The organism is Rahnella woolbedingensis (assembly GCF_003602095.1).
Lineage (GTDB): Bacteria > Pseudomonadota > Gammaproteobacteria > Enterobacterales > Enterobacteriaceae > Rahnella > Rahnella woolbedingensis.
In genome coordinates, this window is sequence record NZ_RAHH01000063.1 from 1 (window position 1) to 5,321 (window position 5,321).

At 47.5% G+C, this 5,321-nt stretch carries 5 protein-coding genes, 4 tRNA genes and 1 rRNA gene; 2 read left to right on the top strand and 8 right to left on the bottom strand.

Annotation, left to right across the window (positions count from 1 at the left end):
* The 5 genes from D6C13_RS24985 to D6C13_RS25005 all read right to left on the bottom strand — a co-directional run.
* A partial coding sequence (locus D6C13_RS24985) for a GTP-binding protein (RefSeq protein ID WP_244212715.1) occupies nt 1-116 on the bottom strand: 116 nt, incomplete at its 3' end.
* 108 nt (nt 117-224) lie between these two features.
* A tRNA-Thr gene (locus tag D6C13_RS24990) sits at nt 225-300 on the bottom strand.
* Nucleotides 301-307: 7 nt separating this feature from the next.
* Nucleotides 308-382, bottom strand: a tRNA-Gly gene (locus tag D6C13_RS24995).
* 131 nt (nt 383-513) lie between these two features.
* Nucleotides 514-598: transfer RNA gene (locus D6C13_RS25000), tRNA-Tyr, on the bottom strand.
* Nucleotides 599-617: 19 nt separating this feature from the next.
* Nucleotides 618-693: transfer RNA gene (locus tag D6C13_RS25005), tRNA-Thr, on the bottom strand.
* 384 nt (nt 694-1,077) lie between these two features.
* On the opposite strand from D6C13_RS25005, the gene D6C13_RS25010 reads away from it, so the two are divergent.
* A complete protein-coding gene (locus tag D6C13_RS25010) occupies nt 1,078-1,614 on the top strand; it encodes a GNAT family N-acetyltransferase (RefSeq protein ID WP_120135308.1) in 537 nt (178 codons plus the stop codon).
* Nucleotides 1,615-1,833: 219 nt separating this feature from the next.
* Nucleotides 1,834-2,784, top strand: coding sequence for a type I pantothenate kinase (coaA, locus tag D6C13_RS25015; protein WP_120135309.1), 951 nt, complete (start codon nt 1,834-1,836; stop codon nt 2,782-2,784).
* A gap of 54 nt (nt 2,785-2,838) precedes the next feature.
* On the opposite strand, the gene birA is transcribed toward coaA, so the two are convergent.
* From birA to rrf, 3 genes are all read right to left on the bottom strand, one after another.
* A complete protein-coding gene (gene birA / locus D6C13_RS25020; RefSeq protein ID WP_120135310.1) occupies nt 2,839-3,798 on the bottom strand; it encodes a bifunctional biotin--[acetyl-CoA-carboxylase] ligase/biotin operon repressor BirA in 960 nt (319 codons plus the stop codon).
* A complete protein-coding gene (gene murB, locus D6C13_RS25025) occupies nt 3,795-4,832 on the bottom strand; it encodes a UDP-N-acetylmuramate dehydrogenase (RefSeq protein ID WP_120135311.1) in 1,038 nt (345 codons plus the stop codon). The genes birA and murB overlap by 4 nt, the downstream gene beginning before the upstream one ends.
* A 188-nt stretch (nt 4,833-5,020) precedes the next feature.
* A 5S ribosomal RNA gene (rrf, locus tag D6C13_RS25030) occupies nt 5,021-5,136 on the bottom strand.
* Between the last annotated feature and the right edge of the window lie 185 nt (nt 5,137-5,321).

A 5,321-nucleotide genomic window follows, 5' to 3' on the forward strand; every position in this document is an offset into this window, starting at 1 on the left:
GTTTTAGCCAGAACGGTAGTGATTGCTGCAGTCAGGGTAGTTTTACCGTGGTCGACGTGGCCGATAGTACCAACGTTAACGTGCGGTTTGTTACGTTCAAATTTTTCTTTAGACATCGATTGTCCCTCTAAGACACGGTTAAATCGGTGGTATCACCACATCAACCAAGCATTTGCTTGACGAATTAGTTTACAGAAAGAGAATCAGGAGGGAGGATTTAGAAGTGGTGCTGATAGGCAGATTCGAACTGCCGACCTCACCCTTACCAAGGGTGCGCTCTACCAACTGAGCTATATCAGCACATACTTGGAGCGGGCAGTGGGAATCGAACCCACATCATCAGCTTGGAAGGCTGAGGTAATAGCCATTATACGATGCCCGCATCCTGGAACTCGGCTACCTGATTGTTCTGAAGAACTTCGAAGACGGGGAAAAGGACGTGAGACACTTAATTCCTCACCTTCACTTGAAGCGACTCTTTCACTTCAAGCTGCCTCATTACTAAGGCTTGTATGGTGGTGGGGGAAGGATTCGAACCTTCGAAGTCGATGACGGCAGATTTACAGTCTGCTCCCTTTGGCCGCTCGGGAACCCCACCTAATTGTTAAGTACTTGAATGGTGCCGGCACCAAGAGTCGAACTCGGGACCTACTGATTACAAGTCAGTTGCTCTACCAACTGAGCTATGCCGGCATCAAGTGCTGCGCATTCTAGGGAGACTTTAAGGGGTATGCAACAAAAAAATTGCATGTTTTGCGCTATCGCTCATGTTTTATTCAAAAAACACGCTTTTTCCCATTTTTGAGCGTTTAAGGGGTTAAATAATGCTCGAAAATCTTGCGTCTCTGCGCCGGGTGGCAGCCACTGCTTTCTGTTTTGTCCCTGTTGCTCTCTAAAAAAACCTTTTTCCAACATCAAAGCCCGGCTAATGCACCGCAAAAGTACCTTTGCCTCAGCAATGAACACTAAAAGGAACTTTCTCTATTGTGAATACTGATTTTACAGCCAATTTTGTTGGCGTATTTATTGCAGCATTCTCTCTGAACGCACTATTTTGCCATCCGGAGGAGTGCAGCGATGAAGATTGTGATGCTTAATGCCGCGACATTACCGGTCTACAGAGATGAACTGGCGCAATTACTGCTAGAGGCGAACAGTCAAGGGGCTTCAGCCGGGTTCCCTCACGTTATAGAACATAAACAGGCAGAAAATACCTTCCATGATTTACGCCCGGCTCTTTATCAAAACGAAGTATTGCTGTGGATTGCCAGAGACGAGCAAGGTGTCGTGGGTACCGTTCAGTTAGATTTAGCCGGTACGACAGCATTATCCCATAAGGCAGAAATTAGCACCCTGCTGGTCTGTTCACGGGCGAAACGCCGCGGCGTGGGGCGTCTGTTAGTGCGTGAATTGGAAAGCACCGCCCAGGATTTGAGGTGCAATATATTGTCTTCAGATATGGAGTCAGGTTCAGAAGCAGAAGCTTTCTACCGCGCTCAGGGATATCGTTGCATGGAATGCGGGTACGGCACAACCGGCTATAGCCGAAAAAACCAGGTGGTCTATTACAAGCAACTTTCCTCTTTTAGCAGCACCTCCCTCTCTCACTATTAGCCCAAATGTGGTGTGTCGATATTTACGCCGCACCACTGCGGGGTTTCTGCTGTTTGCATAACTTTCTCAAAATTTTTTAAACTCAATCAAAGAAATCGATAAGTTATAAGAAAAAGATCTCCCCCAAAAATTAAGGTGTCTATAATATGCTGCTGGTTTACTGTCTGGAGTTGGCGTGATCGCCTTTCCTGACCTGCGCTAACAGGCAGACTTTAACTTATGAAAACAAGAGACCCATCTTTGGCAACACCTTATCTGCAGTTCGATCGTGCGCAGTGGGCAGCCTTACGTGATTCAGTACCACTCACGCTAAAAGAAGCGGAAGTTGTAAACCTGAAAGGCATCAATGAGGACTTGTCCCTTGAAGAAGTGGCTCAGATCTATCTGCCTCTTTCGCGCCTTCTCAATTTTTATATCAGTTCTAACCTGCGCCGGCAGGCCGTGCTCGAGCAGTTCCTTGGCACTGATGGGCAAAAAATACCCTATGTGATTGGGATTGCGGGCAGCGTTGCAGTTGGCAAAAGCACCACGGCTCGTGTCCTCCAGGCACTTCTTAGCCGCTGGCCAGAGCATCGTTCGGTTGAACTGATTACGACTGATGGTTTCCTGTATCCCAATAAGACGCTCCAGGAGCGCGGGATCATGAAGAAAAAAGGCTTCCCGCAGTCTTACGATATGCATCACCTGGTCAATTTCGTCTCCGAAGTTAAATCGGGTGCTAAGCATGTGACGGCACCTGTCTATTCGCACCTTATCTATGATGTGATCCCCGATGGGAATAAAATCATTGAGCAACCGGATATTTTAATTCTGGAAGGGCTCAACGTACTGCAAAGTGGAATGGATTATCCGCATGATCCGCACCATGTATTTGTTTCCGACTTTGTTGATTTTTCAATATACGTTGATGCCCCGGAAGATTTATTACAGGGTTGGTATATCAATCGGTTCCTCAAATTCCGTCAGGGCGCATTCTCGGATCCGGACTCTTATTTCCACCACTATGCAAAACTGCCCGAAGAAGAAGCAGTGAATATTGCGACGCAGCTGTGGAATGAGATTAACGGATTGAATTTGAAAGAAAATATACTACCAACTCGTGAGAGAGCCAGCCTGATTTTGACAAAGAGTGCCAATCACGCCGTCGAAAATGTACGGTTGAGAAAATAAAAGTTCGTACATCTATAGAATGATAAAGGAGAGCCTCGCTCTCCTTTATTTTAATCAAAGACCACGCAGTGAAATTTCCCCGCCGATATAAGGCTTAATGACGCCATCTTGCTCAAGCAGTAATGCACCCTGAGGATCAATTCCACGTTCAATACCATGAATTTCCTGTTCACCGATCAGCAGCTTAACAGGACGATCAAGGAAATTATCCAGTCCACGCCAGCGGCTGATAAAGGGCGTCAGTCCCTCTTGCTCAAAATGCAGCAGTGCTGAACGAAGCGCATTCAACAATGTGGCAGTGAGTTCATTACGGTCAATATTAACGCCAGCCTCCTGCAAATTGATCCAACCCTGATTAATTGTATCGGTCGCAGGTTCACGCATTTTAAGGTTAATGCCCGCCCCGATAACCAGCTGTGCGGCATCCCCGGTTTTACCTGTCAGCTCAACAAGGATCCCGGCAAGTTTACGATCATTAAGGTAAAGGTCGTTCGGCCACTTCACCCGCACATCTTTGGCTCCCAGGCGCTGAAGCACTTCGGCCATCACTATACCAATCACCAGACTTAGTCCCATGGCCGCTGCCGGGCCTTGTTCCAGTTTCCAGTACATTGAAAGATAGAGATTACTGCCGAATGGCGAAAACCATTTGCGACCCCGGCGACCACGCCCCGCCTGCTGATACTCGGCCACGCAGGCATCACCTGAGTTCAGCGCGCCAATTCTGTCCATCAGATATTGGTTTGTTGAATCAATGACGGGCAGAACACTCACTTGCCCAGAAGGTAACATAGCGAGAATCTTAGCTTCGTCGAGCAGCTGGATCGGATATGGGAGACTGTAGCCTTTACCGGGAACGGTAAATATATCCACACCCCAGTCACGTACCGTCTGGATATGCTTATTAATCGCCGCGCGACTCATTCCCATGGCTGTACCTAATTGCTCACCAGAATGAAACTCGCCATCAGCCAGGACAGAGATTAACTGCAACGGAACGGTAATATCTTTCATGATAGCGCCTCTACGGCATTCACTTCGCCTGCAGAGGCGATGAAACGGACTTCTGGTTCTAGCCAGATCCCAAATTTTGCAGCCACGGCATCACGGACGTATTTAGCCAACGCGCGGACATCTGCACTGGTGGCGTGATCTTTATTAATCAGCACGAGTGCCTGTTTATCATGAACAGCCGCGCCGCCAATGCTAAAACCTTTCAGACCAGCCTGCTCCACTAACCAACCTGCTGCGAGTTTAATTTGCCCGTCTGGCTGAGGATAAGCAGGCATTGAGGGATACTCGAGACTGATTTTTTCGGCGACAGAGGCATCGACGGTTGGATTTTTATAGAAACTTCCTGCATTGCCGGTGACTGCCGGATCAGGCAACTTACTCTGTCGCATAGCGCAGACAGAATCAAAGATTTGCCGTGGAGTTACTGTTTCAGGACTCAGACGACTTAAATCACCATAGGTGAGTTTTGGCTGCCATTGTTTTGTCAGCTTGAGTCCGACGGCGACAATTGCATGACCTTCTTTATAGGCATGTTTAAAGATGCTTTCACGGTAACCAAACTGGCATTCTGCAGCGGTTAAACGAGTCACCTTCCCGGCTTTAAGATCCAAAACGTCAACGTAATCACAGATACTTTGCAGTTCTATTCCATACGCACCGATATTTTGAATGGGGGCAGAACCGACACAGCCTGGAATTAAGGCTAGATTCTCAAGACCTGCAATATCATGCTCCAGCGCATAACACACCAGCTGATGCCAGTTCTCACCAGCCCCCACATGCATGAGCCATTCATCAGCATTTTCAATCAGTTCAATACCTTTAATCCGGTTCAGAACGATGATCCCCGCAAAGTCCTCAAGGAAAAGAACATTACTTCCTTCACCTAAAAGCAAAAAGGGTTGCTGCTTTTCCTGCGCCAATTTCCAGGCATCTGTTAATTGTTTCGCGTTCTGAGCATAAGTAATTTCAGCAGCATGGGCTGCCAGAGAAAAGGTATTCAGAGACTGGAGAGAAGTGTCGTCAATCGACATAACAATATTACTCATGAGTGACTTAGTTGGAGTTAGTTTAACCGATCCTATATCCCGTTACTCCGGGTTTTGTCAGCCGGAATAGGGTAACAACTGCCAATAACAGGACAAATAACGAACAAAAACCACCAAATTTTCCATAGAAAAAAGCCCCGCACTTTCGTACGGGGCTTTTGTCTTTATTTGATGCCTGGCAGTTCCCTACTCTCGCATGGGGAGACCCCACACTACCATCGGCGCTACGGCGTTTCACTTCTGAGTTCGGCATGGGGTCAGGTGGGACCACCGCGCTACTGCCGCCAGGCAAATTCTGTTTCATTCATACCGCTCACCTTAAATCAGGCTTGCACTACGAACCAATCTCGGAACATTCAGCTGAAAATCTACTCTTGCGAGCCTGTCTCTCAAATCAAAAACACCTTTGGTGTTGTAAGGTTAAGCCTCTCGGGTCATTAGTACTGGTTAGCTCAATGCATCGCTGCACTTACA